This is a genomic window from Oxalicibacterium solurbis (assembly GCF_014635845.1).
Classification (GTDB): domain Bacteria; phylum Pseudomonadota; class Gammaproteobacteria; order Burkholderiales; family Burkholderiaceae_D; genus Oxalicibacterium; species Oxalicibacterium solurbis.
This window is the reverse complement of sequence record NZ_BMDP01000002.1, coordinates 241104-258365: the sequence shown is the minus strand read 5'-3', so window position 1 is coordinate 258365 and position 17262 is coordinate 241104. Positions and strand designations below refer to the sequence as shown.

The 17262-nt window shown below is 57.8% G+C and carries 17 protein-coding genes and 1 other RNA gene; 7 read left to right on the top strand and 11 right to left on the bottom strand.

Annotation, left to right across the window (positions count from 1 at the left end; genetic code table 11):
• Positions 1-19: 19 nt before the first annotated feature.
• From hisC to gyrA, 4 genes are all read right to left on the bottom strand, one after another.
• Positions 20-1123, bottom strand: a complete 1104-nt coding sequence (hisC, locus tag IEV40_RS06860) for a histidinol-phosphate transaminase (RefSeq protein ID WP_188420258.1) — start codon at positions 1121-1123, stop codon at positions 20-22.
• A gap of 106 nt (positions 1124-1229) precedes the next feature.
• Positions 1230-2306, bottom strand: coding sequence for a prephenate dehydratase (gene pheA, locus IEV40_RS06855; RefSeq protein WP_188421090.1), 1077 nt, complete (start codon positions 2304-2306; stop codon positions 1230-1232).
• A 78-nt stretch (positions 2307-2384) separates the two neighbouring features.
• Positions 2385-3479, bottom strand: a complete 1095-nt coding sequence (gene serC / locus IEV40_RS06850) for a 3-phosphoserine/phosphohydroxythreonine transaminase (protein WP_188420257.1) — start codon at positions 3477-3479, stop codon at positions 2385-2387.
• Complete coding sequence (gene gyrA / locus IEV40_RS06845) at positions 3479-6094, bottom strand: DNA gyrase subunit A (protein WP_188420256.1); 2616 nt, start codon at positions 6092-6094, stop codon at positions 3479-3481. The genes serC and gyrA overlap by 1 nt, the downstream gene beginning before the upstream one ends.
• Positions 6095-6349: 255 nt before the next feature.
• Between gyrA and IEV40_RS06840 the strand changes: the two genes are divergently transcribed.
• From IEV40_RS06840 to ssrA, 5 genes are all read left to right on the top strand, one after another.
• Positions 6350-7003, top strand: a complete 654-nt coding sequence (locus tag IEV40_RS06840; RefSeq protein ID WP_188420255.1) for an OmpA family protein — start codon at positions 6350-6352, stop codon at positions 7001-7003.
• Between the two features lie 305 nt (positions 7004-7308).
• Positions 7309-7917: an outer membrane protein OmpA gene (ompA, locus tag IEV40_RS06835; protein ID WP_188420254.1), complete on the top strand. Its 609-nt coding sequence runs from the start codon at positions 7309-7311 to the stop codon at positions 7915-7917.
• 107 nt (positions 7918-8024) lie between these two features.
• Entirely contained in the window at positions 8025-8720 is a 696-nt protein-coding gene (gene ubiG, locus IEV40_RS06830; protein WP_188420253.1) for a bifunctional 2-polyprenyl-6-hydroxyphenol methylase/3-demethylubiquinol 3-O-methyltransferase UbiG, read from the top strand.
• 59 nt (positions 8721-8779) lie between these two features.
• On the top strand, positions 8780-9436 hold the full coding sequence (locus IEV40_RS06825) for an HAD family hydrolase (RefSeq protein WP_188420252.1): 657 nt from the start codon (positions 8780-8782) through the stop codon (positions 9434-9436).
• Positions 9437-9513: 77 nt separating this feature from the next.
• Positions 9514-9890, top strand: a transfer-messenger RNA (tmRNA) gene (ssrA, locus tag IEV40_RS06820).
• A 113-nt stretch (positions 9891-10003) separates the two neighbouring features.
• Here the strand turns inward: ssrA and pdxH are convergent.
• Positions 10004-10639 (bottom strand): pyridoxamine 5'-phosphate oxidase, encoded by a 636-nt coding sequence (pdxH, locus tag IEV40_RS06815; protein WP_188420251.1) that lies wholly within the window; start codon positions 10637-10639, stop codon positions 10004-10006.
• Positions 10640-10793: 154 nt separating this feature from the next.
• On the opposite strand from pdxH, the gene tcdA reads away from it, so the two are divergent.
• A complete protein-coding gene (gene tcdA / locus IEV40_RS06810; protein WP_188420250.1) occupies positions 10794-11660 on the top strand; it encodes a tRNA cyclic N6-threonylcarbamoyladenosine(37) synthase TcdA in 867 nt (288 codons plus the stop codon).
• A 58-nt stretch (positions 11661-11718) separates the two neighbouring features.
• Here the strand turns inward: tcdA and msrA are convergent, their stop codons facing one another.
• Both msrA and IEV40_RS06800 read right to left on the bottom strand, forming a co-directional pair.
• Positions 11719-12252: a peptide-methionine (S)-S-oxide reductase MsrA gene (msrA, locus tag IEV40_RS06805; RefSeq protein ID WP_188420249.1), complete on the bottom strand. Its 534-nt coding sequence runs from the start codon at positions 12250-12252 to the stop codon at positions 11719-11721.
• A gap of 70 nt (positions 12253-12322) precedes the next feature.
• The gene (locus tag IEV40_RS06800; protein ID WP_229723999.1) at positions 12323-12961 is read right to left on the bottom strand and encodes an AMP-binding protein; all 639 of its coding nucleotides are present in this window, start codon (positions 12959-12961) and stop codon (positions 12323-12325) included.
• A 90-nt stretch (positions 12962-13051) separates the two neighbouring features.
• Between IEV40_RS06800 and IEV40_RS06795 the strand changes: the two genes are divergently transcribed.
• Complete coding sequence (locus IEV40_RS06795) at positions 13052-13573, top strand: flavin reductase family protein (protein WP_188420248.1); 522 nt, start codon at positions 13052-13054, stop codon at positions 13571-13573.
• Between the two features lie 5 nt (positions 13574-13578).
• Here IEV40_RS06795 and IEV40_RS06790 read toward each other — a convergent pair whose 3' ends face one another.
• From IEV40_RS06790 to IEV40_RS06775, 4 genes are read right to left on the bottom strand one after another with little or no spacing between them, the layout of a single operon-like run.
• The gene (locus tag IEV40_RS06790; RefSeq protein WP_188420247.1) at positions 13579-14598 is read right to left on the bottom strand and encodes an L-threonylcarbamoyladenylate synthase; all 1020 of its coding nucleotides are present in this window, start codon (positions 14596-14598) and stop codon (positions 13579-13581) included.
• Between the two features lie 27 nt (positions 14599-14625).
• Positions 14626-15819 (bottom strand): 5-(carboxyamino)imidazole ribonucleotide synthase, encoded by a 1194-nt coding sequence (locus IEV40_RS06785; RefSeq protein WP_188420246.1) that lies wholly within the window; start codon positions 15817-15819, stop codon positions 14626-14628.
• Positions 15816-16313 (bottom strand): 5-(carboxyamino)imidazole ribonucleotide mutase, encoded by a 498-nt coding sequence (gene purE / locus IEV40_RS06780; RefSeq protein ID WP_188420245.1) that lies wholly within the window; start codon positions 16311-16313, stop codon positions 15816-15818. Before purE ends, IEV40_RS06785 begins: the two co-directional genes overlap by 4 nt.
• A gap of 12 nt (positions 16314-16325) precedes the next feature.
• Complete coding sequence (locus IEV40_RS06775) at positions 16326-17210, bottom strand: phosphoribosylaminoimidazolesuccinocarboxamide synthase (RefSeq protein ID WP_188420244.1); 885 nt, start codon at positions 17208-17210, stop codon at positions 16326-16328.
• Between the last annotated feature and the right edge of the window lie 52 nt (positions 17211-17262).

The window sequence follows — 17262 nt, the reverse complement described above, 5'->3', positions numbered from 1 at the left end:
TCGATTCGTCAGTTTGAATTCAGGCCAATGCCTTCTTCAATGCAGCGATGAAGGCATCGTTCTCTTCCGGCAATCCGACCGTGATGCGCAACCATTGCGGCAAACCGTAGTTACCGACCGGCCGCACGATGACACCCTGCTTCAGCAACGCCAGATTGATGCGCGCACCGGCGCCGTCGTCTTCCCCGACCTTGACCAATACGAAGTTGCCGTACGACGGCACGTATTGCAAGCCCAGTTCATCGAAGACCTGCGTCAGTTGTCGATAGCCGTCCGCATTCAGCTTTGCGCTTCTGCTGACGAATTCGTCGTCGGCCAGCGCGGCGATCGCCGCTGCCTGCGCGAAGGAATTGACGTTGAACGGCTGGCGAATGCGGTTCAACAAATCGGTAATGCCTAGCTGCGCAATGCCGTAACCGATGCGAAGGCCAGCCAGTCCGTAGACCTTGGACATCGAACGCGACACCAGCAGGTTCGGATATTTTGCTACCCACGCAATGGAATCGTATTGCTGTTCCTGCGGCAGAAATTCGGTGTATGCCTCGTCGAGCACGACGACGATGTTCGACGGCACACGGCGCAGGAATGCTTCGATTGCATCGCCCGGAATGAAGGTGCCAGTCGGATTGTTCGGATTGGCGACAAAAATCAGCTTCGTGTCTTCCTCGATCGCATCGATCATCGCATCGAGATCGTGGCCGAAATCCTTGGCCGGCACTACCAGCGAACGGCCGCCGACGGCCTGCGTCGCCAGCGGATAAACGGCGAACGAATATTGCGCATAGATGACGGACTGTCCCGGCTGCACGAAAGCGTGCGCGGCAAGTTCCAGGATATCGTTACTCCCATTGCCAAGCGTAATGTATTCGGCCGGCACACCGTATTTCGCGGTCAGCGCGGCCTTCAGTTCGAATCCGTTGCCGTCGGGATAGCGGCCGGCATCGGCCACATTGGCCATCGCCTTGCGCGCCGATTCCGGCATACCAAGCGGATTTTCGTTGGAAGCAAGTTTGACGATCTTCGTCTCGTCGAGACCGAATTCACGCGCAACCTCGCTGATCGGCTTGCCGCCCTGATAGGGCGCGATGGCACGGATGTAATCAGGGCCGAACTGAATGGACATGAAAAATTCCCGGGATGAATCGTGTTGCGGATAAATGCGTATTACAGAAAGCGCAGATAGCGTACTGCCGGCATATCAGGATGCAATGAGCCGTGCGAGCCTCACATCACAGACTGCAAGGATACGAGCCCAGCACCTTGAAGAAAGCTGCATTGTCCTTCAGCTCGCCCAGTGCATCGGCAACCTTGCGATCTTTCAAATGGCCTTCGATGTCGACGTAGAAATAGTATTCCCACGTACCCATGCGCGCAGGGCGCGATTCGAATCGACTCATTGATACGCCATGTTTGGCCAGTGGCGCCAGCAGGTTATAGACGGCGCCCGCCTTGTTCGGCACCGACAACACCAGCGACGTCTGGTCACACCCGCTCGGTTCCGTCTGCAGGCGGCCGATCACGGCAAAGCGCGTGCGATTGTGCGGATCGTCCTGGATATGCGCGTTGACGATCTGCAGGCTGTATTTCTGGCTCGCGATGTCGCTGGCAATCGCGGCGATGGACGCATCCTCGCCAGCCTGGCGCGCCGCCTCGCCGTTGGAAGCGACGGCCACGCGTTCGATGTCCGGATAATGCTGGTTCAGCCAGGCTTGGCATTGCGCCAGCGCCTGCGAATGGGCATGAATGGACTTGATGCCATCCATCGAGCCGCTACGCGTCATCAGGCTGTGATGCACCTTGATCGCAACTTCGCCGCTGATCGTCAGCGTCGTCTGCAGCAGCAAATCCAGCGTGCGATTGATGACGCCTTCCGACGAATTCTCGATCGGCACCACGCCGAAATCGGCAGAGCCGGCTTCAGTCGCACGAAAAACTTCATCGATGGAAGCGCAGGCCAAGCCTTCGACCGCATGGCCGAACTGCTGATAGACCGCTTGCTCGCTAAAGGTACCCACCGGACCGAGAAAAGCCACGGTCACGCGACGCTCCAGCGCACGGCAAGCCGACATGATTTCACGGTAGATGGTCTGGATATCGCTGCCGTGCAGCGGGCCGGGATTGCGTTCGGCCGCGTTACGCAGCACCTGCGCCTCGCGCTCGGGGCGGAAGACCGGCGCGTTGGTCTCGGCCTTTACATGACCTACTTGCTGCGCCACCTGTGCGCGCTGATTGAGCAAATCGAGGATTTGCGTGTCGATGGCGTCGATCTGCTGGCGCAGCGGTTTGAGCTTGTCGTCCGTCGTCATGGTCATGCGATACGTGTCATCGCCTTGGATTGCATTGAATCGTTTTAGCCGGACGAAAACGTCCGGCTTGCTGTCACGTCAACCGTACTTCTTCTCGAAATCCTTCATGAACGCCACCAGATCCTGCACACCCTCGAGCGGCATGGCGTTGTAGATCGAAGCGCGCATGCCGCCGACCGAGCTGTGCCCCTTCAACTGCACCAGACCGTTGGCGTCGGCTTCAGCCAGGAACTTTGCATTCAGCGATTCGTCGCGCAGCACAAATGGCACGTTCATGCGGGAACGATCGGCCACCGGCACGCGATTGATATAGAAACCGGTCGAATCCAGGTAATCGTAGACCAGTTTAGCCTTGGCAACGTTGACCTTTTCGATTTCCGCAATGCCGCCGATGCGCTTCAACCACTGGAACGTCAGGCCGGCAATGTAGATCGGATAGGTCGGCGGCGTGTTGTACATCGAGTCGTGCTCGGCGACCTGCTTCCAGTCGAAGGCTGACGGACAGGCGGGTACTGCATGACCCAGCATGTCGTCGCGCACGATGACGATCGTCACACCGGCCGGACCGATGTTCTTCTGCGCACCGGCGTAGATGACGGCGTATTTCGACACGTCGATCTGGCGCGACAGGATGTTGGAAGACATGTCTGCCACCAACGGAACATCACCGACTTCCGGCGTGTAATTGAATTCGACGCCGCCGATGGTTTCATTGGTGCAGATGTGCACGTAGGCGGCATCCTGCGACAGTTTCCAGGTATCGCGCGCCGGAACGTAAGTGAAACCGGCATCTTCTGACGATGCGGCAATGTTGACCTTGGCGTACTTGTGCGCCTCCTCGATGCTCTGCACCGACCAGTGACCGGTGTTGATGAAATCGATGGTGGCAGGCTGCGGTTTGCGACCGATCAGATTCATCGGCACGATGGCGTTCTCGGCGATCGCCCCGCCCTGCATGAACAGGATCTTGTAGTTGTCCGGGATGGACATCAGTTCGCGCAGATCGGCTTTCGCGTTCGCGAGAATCTCGGTGAACTCCTTGCCGCGATGGCTCATTTCCATCACGGACATCCCGCTTCCCCGCCAGTCCATCATTTCATCTGCTGCTTGCTGAATGACTTCTTTCGACAACGCAGCCGGACCAGCCGAAAAGTTAAACACGCGCCGCTTCATTATTCTGCTTCCTCCGTACCGGATTGCTCTTCATCAACATCTGATTCAAGTATGCGTTGCAGGCCGCTGAGCTTGGTGCCGTCTTCGACGGCAATCAGCGTCACGCCTTGGGTCGCACGACCCATTTCACGAATCTCGGCCACGCGCGTGCGAATCAGCACACCGCCGGTCGTGATCAACATGATTTCGTCGTTCGCATCGACCAGCGTGGCGGCGACGACCTTGCCGTTGCGCTCGCTGGTCTGGATCGCAATCATCCCCTTCGTGCCGCGACCGTGACGCGTGTATTCGGTAATCGGCGTGCGTTTGCCGAAACCGTTTTCAGTTGCCGTCAATACCGACTGCTGTTCGTTTTCCGCGACCAGCAAGGCAATCACCTGCTGACCTTCTTCCAGGTTCATGCCGCGCACGCCGCGCGCAGTACGGCCCATCGGACGCACGTCGTTCTCATCGAAACGCACGGCCTTGCCAGCGTCGGAGAACAGCATCACGTCGTGCTTGCCGTCAGTCAGTGCGGCACCGATCAGGAAGTCGCCGTCATCAAGATCGACCGCGATGATGCCGGCCTTGCGCGGATTGCTGAAATCGGACAGCGGCGTCTTCTTCACGGTGCCAAGGCTGGTCGACATGAAGACGTAGTGATCTTCCGGGAACGTGCGGTTTTCGCCGGAAATCGGCAGCACCACCGTGATTTTTTCGCCGTCCTGCAGCGGGAACATGTTGACGATCGGCTTGCCGCGCGAAGCACGCGAACCTTGCGGCACTTCCCACACCTTCAGCCAGTACATGCGGCCACGATTGGAGAAGCACAGAATGTAATCGTGCGTATTGGCAATGAAGAGCTGATCGATCCAGTCGTCTTCCTTGGTCGCCATCGCCTGTTTGCCGCGGCCACCGCGCTTCTGCGCACGGTATTCCGAAATTGGCTGCGATTTCATATAGCCGGTATGCGACAAGGTGACTACCATGTCCTGCGGCGTGATCAGGTCTTCGGTACCGAGATCGGTCGCATTCAACTCGATCGTCGAACGACGCTCATCCTTGTTGCTTTCGCCGTATTCGTGTTTTGCTGCCGTCAGCTCGTCGGTGATGATGGTCGTCACGCGCGCCGGCTTGGAGAGGATGTCCAGCAGATCGGCGATCTGTGCCATCACTTCCTTGTATTCATTGACGATCTTGTCCTGTTCAAGGCCGGTCAAGCGCTGCAGACGCATCTGCAGGATTTCCTGCGCCTGATCGTCGGACAGCTTGTACAGGCCGTCGGACTGGATACCGTATTGCTTCGGCAGGTTTTCCGGACGAAAGGCTTCGATGCCGCCGACAGCCTCGTCGCCGGTTCGTGCCAGCATTTCACGCACAACCGACGAATCCCAGGCACGCGCCATCAATTCAGCTTTCGCCACCGGCGGCGTCGGTGCCGCCTTGATGATCGCGATGAAATCGTCGATGTTGGCCAGCGCCACTGCCAAGCCTTCCAGCACGTGGCCGCGTTCGCGCGCCTTGCGCAGTTCGAACACGGTACGACGCGTCACCACTTCGCGGCGATGCGACAGGAAGCACTCCAGCATCTGCTTCAGGTTCAGCAGCTTCGGCTGGCCGTCGACCAGCGCGACCATGTTCATGCCGAAGGTATCCTGCAGCTGCGTCTGCTTGTACAGATTGTTCAACACGACTTCAGGCACTTCGCCACGCTTCAGTTCGATCACGACGCGCATGCCGGATTTATCCGATTCGTCGCGGATGTCGGAAATGCCTTCCAGCTTCTTGTCGCGCACCAGTTCGGCGATGCGTTCCAGCAACGACTTCTTGTTTACCTGATACGGCAGTTCGTCGACGATGATCGCCGAACGGTTTTCCTTGCCGAATTCCTCGAAGTGCGTCTTCGCACGCATGACGACGCGGCCGCGGCCGGTGCGATAACCATCGCGCACGCCGGACACGCCGTAGATGATGCCGCCGGTCGGAAAATCCGGTGCCGGGATGATTTCCAGCAGTTCATCGACCGAACATTGCTCGTTGCGCAGCACATGCAGTGCGCCGTCGATGATTTCCGTGATGTTGTGTGGCGGGATGTTCGTCGCCATGCCCACCGCGATACCGGACGAACCGTTGATCAGCAGATTGGGCACGCGCGTCGGCAGTACCGACGGTTCCTTTTCCTTGCCGTCGTAGTTCGGGACGAAATCGACGGTTTCCTTTTCGATATCGGCCAGCAGTTCGCTGGCGATCTTGTCGAGTCGGCATTCGGTATAACGCATTGCCGCCGCGTTGTCGCCGTCGATCGAACCGAAATTGCCCTGGCCATCGACCAGCGTGTAGCGCAGCGAAAAATCCTGCGCCATGCGCACCAGCGTGTCGTAGATCGCCTGGTCGCCGTGCGGGTGATATTTACCCATCACTTCCCCGACCACGCGCGCGCACTTCACATAAGGACGATTCCAGACGTTGTTCGTCTCATGCATCGCGTACAACACGCGACGATGCACCGGCTTCAGTCCATCCCGCACATCCGGTAGCGCTCGTCCCACGATCACGCTCATCGCGTAATCGAGGTAACTCTTGCGCATTTCTTCTTCCAGCGAAATCGGTATGGTCTCTTTAGCGAATTGATCCATGGGCGGTACGTAGATCCTTGGCGAATGTTAATGAAGAAGAATCGTCCGTTTGAATGCGCGATCCGGCAAATCGGAGATTTTACCACGCCGAGCGACTCTCTTCCCTGCTTTCAACAACCCCAAACACCTCTGCATACCGAAGCCAAAGAGAAGCCAAAGACGCAACCCGCGTCAAATATGTTTAAATGCCGTCTGTTGGAAAACCGGTAGCAACTTATCCGCAACCCTCCCCGCACACCCACCCAAGAGAAAAGCATGATCGACAAACTGGCCCTCGGATTACTGATGGGCGTTTCTTCCACCTTCGCCTTTGCGCAAACCGATATTCAAGCTCCTCAGAACGACGGGTACAATCAGGACAGCCGCGGCGCCGTCACCCGCAGCGGATTTGGTCTGTGCTGGCGTTCGGGCAGCTGGACCGCTACCGATGCCGTTGCCGGATGCGACGGCGCACTGAAACCGCCGATTCCGAATCCGATCGCTCCGGAAGTAAAAAACATCCTGGCAAGCGAAGCCATGGACAAACCTTGCGATTTCATGGTTACGCTGGAAAGTGGAGAGACCTTCGCCTCGGGCCAAGCCGCATTGAATGCAAAGGCAAAAAAACGCTTGGCCGACACCGTGCTGCCCCAACTTGCCAAATGCCAATCGATTGCCGACCTGACAATTACCGGCCACACCGACAATATCGGTGCAGCCGAAGCAAATCGACATCTTTCCGAGAAACGGGCCGCCTCCGTGGCCAGTTTCCTGAAATCGCACGGCGTAACCGCCCCAATCAACATTCATGGCGCCGGAGAAACCCAGCCGTTAGTTAATTGTCATGCCGGCATGAGCCGAACCAAACTGATTTCCTGTCTCGCACCAAATCGGCGCGTTCAAATTCAGGTGCATGGCACACAAAAATGACAAAAAAGAAAAATTTCCCGCCGACTACATGAACGATTTGGATGTCCAAAGGTCAATGTTTTGCAGGTGGAAATATTTCTTCGTGCTGTCGTTGTTTAAACACAACGGATTTAAAAAAACGTTAATTCGCCCATTTGGCGATGTTCGCTGAAACGCCGTGTATGGCAAAATGGATACAAGTTTTTGACTATTGCATGTAGGAAATTTTGTTGCATGCGGTTGTTGAGGCGCGCATTAATTTTTGTGTCATTTAGGTAGTTTTGGCGCAGTTCATCTGCGGATATCTCACTCGAGGAGAAAGAAATATGAATAAATTAGCAAAACTCGTCTTCGCGGCATCCGCGGTCGTTGCAATGTCTGCTCACGCTCAAACGGACATCAAGGCCAGCACCCCGAACAGCGCATACCTGCAAGATGGTCGTGGCGTTATCGCTCGCAACTCCACCGGCCTGTGCTGGCATACCGGCTACTGGACCCCGGCTGCGTCCGTTCCGGGTTGCGATGGTGCCCTGGTTGCAGCGGCTCCTGCCTCGGCTCCGGTGGTCGCGCCTGTTCCGACTTCGGAAAAAGTCACGTTTGCTGCTGACGCCTTCTTTGATTTCGACAAGGCAGTCCTGAAACCGGACGGCAAAGCCAAACTGGATGATCTGGCGTCGAAACTGAACGGCCTGAACCTGGAAGTCATCATCGCCGTCGGCCACACCGACTCGATCGGTCCTGACGCTTACAACCAGAAGCTGTCGGTTCGCCGTGCTGAAGCGGTCAAGAGCTACCTGGTCGGTAAAGGCGTCGATGCAAAACGCGTCTACACCGAAGGCAAGGGCGAGAAACAACCGGTTGCAACCAACAAAACTGCAGCTGGCCGCGCTCAAAACCGTCGCGTGGAAATCGAAGTGGTCGGTACCCGCAAGTAAGTCGCTTCATGCGCATATCAAAACCCCGCTGCGGCGGGGTTTTTTTTCGTCTGCACCAACCTGATGCAACATCCCCGATTCCCTGCTTTCCAGTTATGATTCAGCCTATGAATGCCGACCCATTGGAACTGAAAAAATTTAGCGATCTGGCCCATCAATGGTGGGACCCAACCTCCGAGTTTCGCCCACTGCACGAAATCAATCCGTTACGCCTCGACTGGATCAACAGCCAGGCACCGCTGGCCGGCAAGAAGGTCGTCGATGTTGGCTGCGGCGGCGGTATTCTCGCGGAATCGATGGCAAAGAAAGGTGCTGACGTTACCGGCATCGATTTGTCCGAAAAAGCGTTGAAGGTCGCCGACCTGCACAGCCTCGAATCGGGCGTACATGTACGCTACGAACTGATTGCGGCGGAAGACCTCGCAGCTAGAGAAAGTGGCAGTTTCGACATCGTCACCTGCATGGAAATGCTGGAACATGTCCCCGATCCTGCCTCCATCGTGGCAGCCTGCGCGCGCTTGGCCAAACCGGGCGGCCGCATCTTCTTCTCGACGATCAACCGCAATCCGAAGTCCTATCTGCATGCCGTCATCGGTGCCGAATACATCCTGCGCCTACTGCCGAAAGGAACGCACGATTACGCCAAATTCATCACACCAGCCGAACTTGCACAATTCACGCGCTTGGCAGGACTGTCCGTCGATGCCTTGAAAGGCATGGGTTTCAATCCATTCACCAAGATCTATTCGCTGAACAGCGATACCAGTGTCAATTATCTGGTCGCCTGTACCAAGCCTGCATGATTCCCTTCTGATGCATGCGGCGAAAACCATGGTTTTCGCCTGCTGCACTCTCCATCTCCATGAAACTTCCCTCACCACAAGCCGTACTTTTCGATCTCGATGGCACACTGGCCGACACGGCTCCCGATCTCGCAGGCGCCGTCAACCAACTGCGTATCGCACGCGGACTGCAATCGGTCGACTATGCACTACTGCGCCCGGTCGCTTCGGCCGGCGCACGCGGCTTGATCGGTGCCGCATTCGGCATTACACCGCAGGACGACGATTATCCCGTTCTGCGTGACGAGTTTCTGAAACGTTACGAAACATCGATCGCCGTCCACAGCCGCCTGTTCGACGGCATTCCCGAACTGCTCGGCAGCTTGCAGAAAAAAGGGATTGCCTGGGGTATTGTCACGAATAAAGTGACACAACTCACCAACCTGCTCGTTCCGCAAATCGGGCTGGATCATGCGGCTTGTGTCGTCTGCGGCGATACGACGGCCTATCCAAAACCGCACCCCGCTCCGCTGCTCGAAGCGGCAAAACGCATCGGCATCCTGCCCGAACATTGCTGGTATGTAGGAGATGACCTGCGCGACATACAAGCCGGGCGCGCCGCCGGCATGAAAACGGTTGCGGCGGGCTGGGGCTATTGCGGTGACGTTCTGCCTGCGACGTGGGATGCCGATGTTCTGCTCGAATCGCCTCGGCAGTTATCCGAGTTGCTCGGATAAATCCCGCACATCACCGCACATCGGGCTTGAATCGGTAAGAGCTTGCCCCATCTAATGCGTTACAATGGCAACGCTTTGGGGACGACCTGGTTTCGACAGGGGTTGCAAAGCAGCGCAGGGCATACCGAGGACTGGTTACCTCGTAAATACAGCCGGAAATGCTTAAATGCAAACGATGAATCTTACGCTCTCGCAGCGTAAACCTCTAGGAACCTAAGAACTTTCTAGCTCTACACCATCTCTTCCCTGGGGTGGGCCGGCAACGGCGGTAGAGTCATACACAGGGAATCGCGTCGCGCCGGGTCACTTGGCATGGCGTTAAACAATAGGTGGCTCGCCTGTACGCAGCGTGCGCGTCCGCGTCGTGCAGGTCAAATCAAATGGCAGCGCTAAGTATGTAGAACTGTCTGTAGAGTGCTTCTGGACGCGGGTTCGATTCCCGCCGTCTCCACCAATAACTCGCAAAGCCCGCAATACATTGCGGGCTTTGTCATTTCCGAACGTCGAATTCGATTCGCTCAAGATCTCGGTCGAAATCTTGATAGCTCATCCCTTGTATTGCCAGCCTCAAGGCTGCAAACGGGTTTTCTTCCAGTTTCCTTTTTCGTTCAGCATATAGGCAATACGATCGTGCAGTCGTGAACGACGTCCTTGCCAGAATTCAATGTAGTCCGGCTTGAGACGATACCCCCCCCAGTTATCCGGCCGTGGCGGGTTGTCGCCATACTGCGCCTCGACCTGCGCATAGCGTGCTTCCAATTCAGCTCTGTCGGCTATCGGTCGACTCTGCGAAGAAGCGATGGCACCCAGACGACTCTTGACCGGACGGCTATGAAAGTAGGCATCGCTTTCTTCCGGCGTCACTTTCTCGACGCGTCCTTCGATACGCACGACGCGCTCAATGTCTACCCAGTGAAACAACAAAGAAGCATAAGGATTCTGTTCCAACTCGGCGCCCTTGCGACTGTCGTAATTGGTAAACCAGGTAAAACCATTCTGATCGAAATTCTTGATCAGCAGAATGCGCGACGAAGGACGCCCATCGGCGCTCACCGTAGAAACTCCCATGGCGTTCGGTTCCTTGACGCCGGCCTTCACTGCCTCGTCAAACCACTTTGTAAATTGCACGACCGGATCGGCATCGGTAGCCGTTTCCAGCAATTCCGACTGACTGTAGTCGGTTCGAATATCCGCAATCGACATCTTGCTCTTTCGTTCAGCTAAAACTTGAGGATACCGCAATCTTCCCGTCGGGCATTGCAAGCCAGTCAACGAACTGTCTCGCGGATGCTGCACGATGGGCGTGGCAATGAACCTGGCGCATGAATCTGGCGTTGCTCTCCGTTAAAATGGCGGTATGACTTCGCTATCCGCCATTCCTGCCATCCCCGCCGCTTCCGTGGACGACGCCGATTTCGATCGTCGTTTCGGTGGCATCGCGCGCTTGTACGGCAAGGAAGCACTCGAACGTTTCCGTAACGCACATGTTTGTGTGATCGGCGTCGGCGGCGTCGGCTCTTGGATCGTGGAAGCGCTGGCACGCAGCGCCATCGGCCGCATCACGATGATCGATCTCGACAACGTTGCCGAATCGAACATCAATCGCCAGATTCATGCGCTGACCGATACCGTAGGCAAGGCCAAGGTGACTGCATTGGCGGAACGGATCGCGCAAATCAATCCGACCTGCATCGTGACGGAAATCGAGGATTTCCTCACCGCCGACAATCTCGACGACATGATCGGCGCGCGCAACTACAACTACATCATCGACGCCATCGACAATGTACGCGCCAAGACTGCATTGATCGCTTACTGCCGCAAGAACGGACTGAAGCTTGTGACCATAGGCAGCGCCGGCGGACAGATCGATCCGACACGTATAGAGATCAAGGATCTGTGTCGCACAGAACAAGAACCGTTGCTGGCCAAGGTACGCAAGCGCCTGCGCGCCGAACACGGCTTTCCACGTGGCACGAAAAACAAGTTCGGCATCGATGCCGTGTTTTCCAGCGAACCGTTGCGCTTTCCCGAAACCGCAGAGGCTTGTACCGTCGACAGCGATGCTGCCGGCATCACAGGGCTGAACTGTGCCGGCTTCGGCTCTGCCATGGTCGTAACTGCTTCGTTCGGACTGGTTGCAGCCGCACACGTGTTGCGCAAACTGGCCGAAGCATCAAACGTTGCGATGCCGGAAGAGGCAACACAGGAACGCGCCGCCTGAAAAAAATCAGGGCAGCGTTCGCTGCCCTTTCAACTGCGCTTCATCGCATTCCCGCAGGTCAGAACTGCTTGAGCTTGTCGCTGAACGTCTTCCTGAACTTCGATACTTTGGGCGCGACGACAAACGCACAATACCCCTGCAGCGGATTCTGGCGGAAATAATTCTGGTGATAGTTCTCCGCCTTGTAGAAGGTTTCGGCAGGACTCAGTTCGGTGACGATGGGTGCATCCCACACGTTGGCCATTTCGGAAATGACATGCTTCGCCGTCTCTTGCTGTTCCGGTGAATGGTAGTAGATCACCGAGCGATATTGCGTACCGACATCGTTACCCTGGCGATTCAACGTGGTCGGATCGTGGATCGTGAAGAACACTTCCAGAATTTCACGATAGCTGACGACAGCCGGGTCGAACGTCAGGCGAGCCACTTCCGCATGGCCAGTCGTTCCCTCGCAAATCTGCTCATAGGAAGGATTGGCCACCTGCCCGCCGGTATAACCGGATTCGACTTCAAGCACGCCGTTCAATTGCTGAAACACCGCTTCGGTGCACCAAAAACATCCGCCGCCCAGTGTTGCGATTTCTGTCGCCATGATTGCTCCGTAAATGAATGCCTGAGACTTTAACGCAAACGCCGCCCCATGCAAATGGGCAATTCCCGCGTCATCTGAAAAGGATCGTGCCGCCCGCTGCCAACACCGGCAATACGCATGGCGCAAATACATCGTCGTCGAACAGGGCCGCCGTTACGCGGAAGGTATGCGTAGCCGCAACATCGGTGATGCCCTCCGTCAATTGCAGCAGGCTGCGCGGCGTCTGCACGTCTGCCGGCAGGATCAGGCTGGGAACCGAGGCTTTCTCATCTACCGGCGGATAGTGATGACAGCGCGTCGCCACCAGCGACGACAGCCGTGCGATGCGCGGCACGAACGATGCGGCAGGCAGCGTTTCGACTGCGATATCGTCATCATGCAGCAAAACAGCGACCCGATGCTGCCGCAGCAATGCTGTCGCATTTTCTCGCAACGAAGCATGCTCCAGCGGCAGCAGGCGAATGCCGCAACGTGCTGCAGCAAAATACAGCGACAGGGCATCCTGGTGCCCCTGCCCCCAATAAGCAATCGTGTCACCTGACGCTGCGCCCCATTCACTGATCAATCGCGCCGTACCGCGCTCGATGCGCGACCACAAACGCCGATAGGTAAGAACGCGCTCGCTTGAACGCGTCGCAATCGATGCAGGCGCTCTCGCCGCACGATGGCGCAAGATATCGAATAGAGATGTACCAGATTCTTTCATCATGAAATTTTACGGAAGCCGGTCATCGTCATCATGTGCACTGCCAAGCAGGCACCATTTTGGGCATAATGGATGAAATTTCCCGGATCATCGATGTCTATTTCTTCTTCACGCCCGTCGTCGGCGATATCCTCGTCTTCTGCATCCGATACGCGCCATTTTCGCGATGCGCTGTCGCAGTTTGCCACCGGTGTCACCATCATTACCACGCGACTGGACAACGGCACCTTCATCGGTCTGACCGCCAGTTCCTTCAATTCCGTTTCGCTCGATCCGCCGCTGGTGCTGTGGAGCTTGAACCAGGCTGCCAACAGCTTGCCCGTTTTTACCGGCAATTCGCATTATGTGATCAATGTGCTGTCGGCTTCGCAAACCGAACTGGCCAACAAGTTCGCGCGCCCCGGCAAAAACCGTTTCGACGGTGTCGAATTCACGCTGTCGCCGACCGGTCTGCCGATCCTAAAAGATGTCGCGGCCTGGTTCGAATGCCATAACCGCAGCCGCTATCCGGAAGGCGATCACGTGATTTTCGTCGGCGAAGTCGAGAACTGCGACGTCTGCCCGCAAGAGCCGCTGGTCTTCCACGGTGGCCGCTTCCTGTCCAGCAAACCGTAACCGGTTCAGGTTCCCAGCAGTCTTTCCAGTTCACCGGCCGAATCGTGCGCAGCACGGCGCAGGCGATCGTTGATGCCATTCCAGTCTTCACCCGTCGGCGGCATCTCGACCACGATCAAATCAGCTTTGGCCGCATCCATCGCACGCAAAGCCGCGTACAGGTCGTGCGCATAACCGGCTGCCTGCGATGACAGGCGCATTCTGGCCTGTACTGCGACATCGGATTCAGAGTAATGCATCAATGCGACGCGATGACCGGCTGCATGCAGCTTGTTCAACGTGCTTGCCAGGCGCGCCGTCTCGACCAGCACGACGGATGTCACCGGCGCATAGTGCGAAGCCAGCGTACCCGATGCGCGCGGTGCCGCGCTGTCAGGAAGCCGCGGCATTTTCCCCAGCACACCGGCAATATCGGCAGCGCTGATGTGGCCGGGGCGCAGCAAGACCGGGGCGCCGCGCGACAGATCGAGAATCGTCGATTCGATGCCGACTTCGCTCTGACCACCATCCAGAATGCAATTCAGCAAACCGCGCCTGTCATCGGCAAATTCGTCGCGCACGTGCTGTGCCGTGGTCGGGCTGACGTGGCCGAATTTATTTGCAGACGGCGCGGCGACACCGCCCTTGCCGTTCTTGAAGGTACGCAGCAATGCCTGCGCCACCGGATGCGACGGGCAGCGCAAGCCAATCGAATCCTGTCCGCCTGAAACGACCTTGTTGATGCCGTCCGCACGCTTCAGAATCAGCGTCAGCGGGCCGGGCCAGAAGGCGGCGATCAGCTTGCGCGCATCGTCCGGCACTTCGGCAGCCCAGTACGACACATCCGCTTCCGGCGCGAGATGCACGATCACCGGATGATCGGACGGCCGTTCCTTGGCTTCATAGATGTAAGTGACCGCGCAGGCGTTTTCCGCATCGGCGCCGAGGCCATAGACGGTCTCTGTCGGAAAGGCGACCAGTTCGCCGCGCTCCAGCCGTTGCGCGGCATCGCGGATCGCCGGCCAATCGAGTTGGTCTTCGCTCATGCTGCAATCATGCTGTGTTGATACGGATCAGGCAGGAATGCCGAGAATCGCGCAAGCCTTGCGCAGATTTTCCTGCGCCTCTTCGATCGTCGGTGCGATGAAGGTGACATGGCCCATCTTGCGGGCGCGACGTGCACTGTTCTTGCCGTACAGATGCAGGTTCGCACCCGGCAAGGCCAGCACCTTGTCCCAAGCCGGTTCGTGTGCTTTTTCCGAATCGCCTTCGAACCAGATGTCGCCGAGGATGTTCAGCATCGCCGCCGGCGAATGCTGGCGCACGTCGCCCAATGGCAGACGCGCCATCGCGCGTGCCTGCTGCGCGAACTGACTGGTGACACAGGCGTCGATCGTGTAGTGGCCGCTGTTGTGCGGACGCGGCGCCATTTCGTTGGCGACCAGCGAACCATCGGTCAGCACGAAGAATTCGATGCACAGCACGCCGACGTAACCCATCTGCTCGATGATTGCCAGCGCAGCAGCCTGTGCCTTCGCAGCGGATTCCGGCGTGATGTGCGGTCCCGGTACCGTGGTCGTAAACAGGATGCCGTCGCGATGCACGTTCTCCGCGATCGGATAGACGACCGACTGGCCGTCGGCGCCACGCGCTGACAGCACGGAAATTTCGTAGGCCAGCGGCAGCATCTTTTCCAGCACGCAGTGCGCACCTTCCATGTCGGCATACGCCTGGCGCAGTTCGTCGCGCGTCTTCACGCGTACCTGGCCCTTGCCGTCGTAACCCATGCGTACTGTTTTCAGAATACCCGGCAACAAGTCATCAGGCACGGAGTCGATGTCGGCATCCGACTTGATTTCCTTGTGCGGCGCCGGAAACACGCCCGACTTCGCTGCGCAATCGATGAAGAAACGCTTCTCTTCCATGCGATCCTGCGCAATCGATACGCAGTCGGCCGACGGCGCAACGAAGGTGTTTTCCGCCAGCAGCGCAAGACTGCGTGCCGAGACATTCTCGAATTCGGTGGTGACGGCAGCGCACTGCTCCGCCATCTTCTTCAATGCATCGGCATCGGTGTAATCGGCGCAATGCAGGTAATCGGCAGCGTGGCTGGCTGGGCAATCGATGGACGGCTCCAGCACGGCGACCTTGAACCCCATCTGCTGTGCCGCGTGCGCGAACATGCGGCCGAGCTGGCCGCCGCCCATGACGCCCAGCCAGGTGCCGGCGGCGGAAGGGTTCAATGCATTCATTTCTTTCTTGTTCATACAGGCAATTTCATTTCTACGGCGGTTTGCGTCTGCTTGGCGCGGAATTGTTCGAGCTTTTCAGCCAGTTGCGCATCGGTAGCGGCCAGCAGCGCGACAGCCGTCAGCGCTGCGTTCGCTGCGCCCGCTTCGCCGATAGCGAAAGTGGATACCGGAATTCCTTTCGGCATCTGCACGATGGACAGCAACGAATCCTCACCACGCAAATATTTGGACGGCACCGGCACGCCGAGCACCGGCACGATGGTCTTGGCAGCGATCATGCCCGGCAGATGCGCAGCACCGCCGGCACCGGCGATGATCGCGCGCAGGCCGCGCGCACGCGCCGCTTCCGCATAGGCGAACATCTGGTCCGGCATGCGGTGCGCGGAAATCACCTGCGCTTCGTGCGGTACGCCGAATTCCTTCAGGATGGCGACCGCATGTTGCATCACGTCCCAGTCGGACGACGATCCCATCACGACGCCGACCAGCGGCTTGTTCGCTTCTGCCATGATTCTCTCCCTTTATGCAGCGGTCAGGCGCTGCAGCGCCTCGCGGTATTTCTCGGCGGTCTTCTGGATCACCTCCGGCGGCAATGCCGGCGCCGGTGCAGTCTTCTTCCATTCAGTCAGCGTTTCCAGATAGTCGCGCACGAACTGCTTGTCGAACGACGGCGGCGAAATGCCGGTCGCATACGAATCGGCCGGCCAGAAGCGCGACGAATCGGCGGTCAGCACTTCGTCCATCAGATGCAGCGTGCCGTCCTGATCGAGACCGAATTCGAATTTCGTATCGGCGATGATGATGCCCTTGGTCGCGGCATAGTCGGCTGCCGTCTTGTACAGCTTGATGCTGACGTCGCGAATCTTCGCAGCCAGTTCCTTGCCGATGCGCTGCTCCATGTCGGCGAAGGTGATGTTCTCGTCGTGCTCGCCCAGTTCCGCTTTCGCTGCCGGCGTGAAGATCGGTTCCGGCAGCTTCTCTGCCTGCTTCAGGCCCGCCGGCAGTTGCACGCCGCAGACGGCGCCAGTCTGCTTGTAGTCGGCCCAGCCCGAGCCGATCAGGTAGCCGCGCACGACGGCTTCCACCAGGATCGGCTGCAGACGTTTCGCCACGACCGCGCGGCCCTTGACCTGCTCCACTTCGTTCGGCGCGACAACGCTTTCCGGCGCGATGCCGGTCAGGTGCGTCGGCACGATGCCTTTCAGCTTCTCGAACCAGAAATCCGACATGCCGTTCAGCACTTCGCCCTTGCCGGGAATCGGCTCGTTCATGATGACGTCGAAGGCCGACAGGCGATCGGTCGTCACGATCAGCAGCTTGTCGTCGCCGACGGCGTAGTTGTCGCGCACCTTGCCGCGGCCGAGCAACGGAAGGGAGGTAATCGTGGATTGGTACAGACTGGTCATGGCATTTCCATAAATATCAACGGCGATCCGTAGATCGCCGATGGTGCTTCAG

Excerpts from the sequence above, each read along its gene's own strand:
- hisC (WP_188420258.1), bottom strand. The coding sequence starts at position 1,123 with ATGTCCATTCAGTTCGGCCCTGATTACATCCGTGCCATCGCGCCCTAT.
- pheA (WP_188421090.1), bottom strand. The coding sequence starts at position 2,306 with ATGACGACGGACGACAAGCTCAAACCGCTGCGCCAGCAGATCGACGCC.
- serC (WP_188420257.1), bottom strand. The coding sequence starts at position 3,479 with ATGAAGCGGCGCGTGTTTAACTTTTCGGCTGGTCCGGCTGCGTTGTCG.
- gyrA (WP_188420256.1), bottom strand. The coding sequence starts at position 6,094 with ATGGATCAATTCGCTAAAGAGACCATACCGATTTCGCTGGAAGAAGAA.
- IEV40_RS06840 (WP_188420255.1), top strand. The coding sequence starts at position 6,350 with ATGATCGACAAACTGGCCCTCGGATTACTGATGGGCGTTTCTTCCACC.
- ompA (WP_188420254.1), top strand. The coding sequence starts at position 7,309 with ATGAATAAATTAGCAAAACTCGTCTTCGCGGCATCCGCGGTCGTTGCA.
- ubiG (WP_188420253.1), top strand. The coding sequence starts at position 8,025 with ATGAATGCCGACCCATTGGAACTGAAAAAATTTAGCGATCTGGCCCAT.
- IEV40_RS06825 (WP_188420252.1), top strand. The coding sequence starts at position 8,780 with ATGAAACTTCCCTCACCACAAGCCGTACTTTTCGATCTCGATGGCACA.
- pdxH (WP_188420251.1), bottom strand. The coding sequence starts at position 10,639 with ATGTCGATTGCGGATATTCGAACCGACTACAGTCAGTCGGAATTGCTG.
- tcdA (WP_188420250.1), top strand. The coding sequence starts at position 10,794 with ATGACTTCGCTATCCGCCATTCCTGCCATCCCCGCCGCTTCCGTGGAC.
- msrA (WP_188420249.1), bottom strand. The coding sequence starts at position 12,252 with ATGGCGACAGAAATCGCAACACTGGGCGGCGGATGTTTTTGGTGCACC.
- IEV40_RS06800 (WP_229723999.1), bottom strand. The coding sequence starts at position 12,961 with ATGATGAAAGAATCTGGTACATCTCTATTCGATATCTTGCGCCATCGT.
- IEV40_RS06795 (WP_188420248.1), top strand. The coding sequence starts at position 13,052 with ATGTCTATTTCTTCTTCACGCCCGTCGTCGGCGATATCCTCGTCTTCT.
- IEV40_RS06790 (WP_188420247.1), bottom strand. The coding sequence starts at position 14,598 with ATGAGCGAAGACCAACTCGATTGGCCGGCGATCCGCGATGCCGCGCAA.
- IEV40_RS06785 (WP_188420246.1), bottom strand. The coding sequence starts at position 15,819 with ATGAACAAGAAAGAAATGAATGCATTGAACCCTTCCGCCGCCGGCACC.
- purE (WP_188420245.1), bottom strand. The coding sequence starts at position 16,313 with ATGGCAGAAGCGAACAAGCCGCTGGTCGGCGTCGTGATGGGATCGTCG.
- IEV40_RS06775 (WP_188420244.1), bottom strand. The coding sequence starts at position 17,210 with ATGACCAGTCTGTACCAATCCACGATTACCTCCCTTCCGTTGCTCGGC.